Origin of the sequence: Winogradskyella poriferorum, from assembly GCF_050618035.1 — a bacterium.
GTDB classification, from domain to species: domain Bacteria; phylum Bacteroidota; class Bacteroidia; order Flavobacteriales; family Flavobacteriaceae; genus Winogradskyella; species Winogradskyella poriferorum_A.
The window spans coordinates 1-233 of the sequence record NZ_JBODPY010000140.1 but is presented as its reverse complement, the minus strand read 5'-3'; the positions used below and the strand labels follow the sequence as shown (position 1 = coordinate 233).

Here is a 233-nt window from a genome sequence, read left to right as displayed (position 1 = left end):
CACAAAGAATTTAAGAGGCATTTCTAGTTTAAGTGCTTCTTTTTTATCTCTTCTTTTTACTATCCGTGCATAATTTTTTTTAATTTACTATGCATGCATAGTATTTTTTATTATCTTTCAAAACTACCAAAACGTTATGAAAGACAAAACTATAGATTATCTACTGCGAACTACATGGTTAGCAGTAAACAAAATGTACAATGAACAAACTTCAAAATTTGGTACAACTATGA

At 27.5% G+C, this 233-nt stretch carries 1 pseudogene; it reads left to right on the top strand.

Going from position 1 to position 233, the window contains the following annotated elements:
* Nucleotides 1–136: 136 nt before the first annotated feature.
* A pseudogene (locus tag ACRHOC_RS15235) lies at nt 137–233 on the top strand (MarR family transcriptional regulator); the annotation flags it as partial.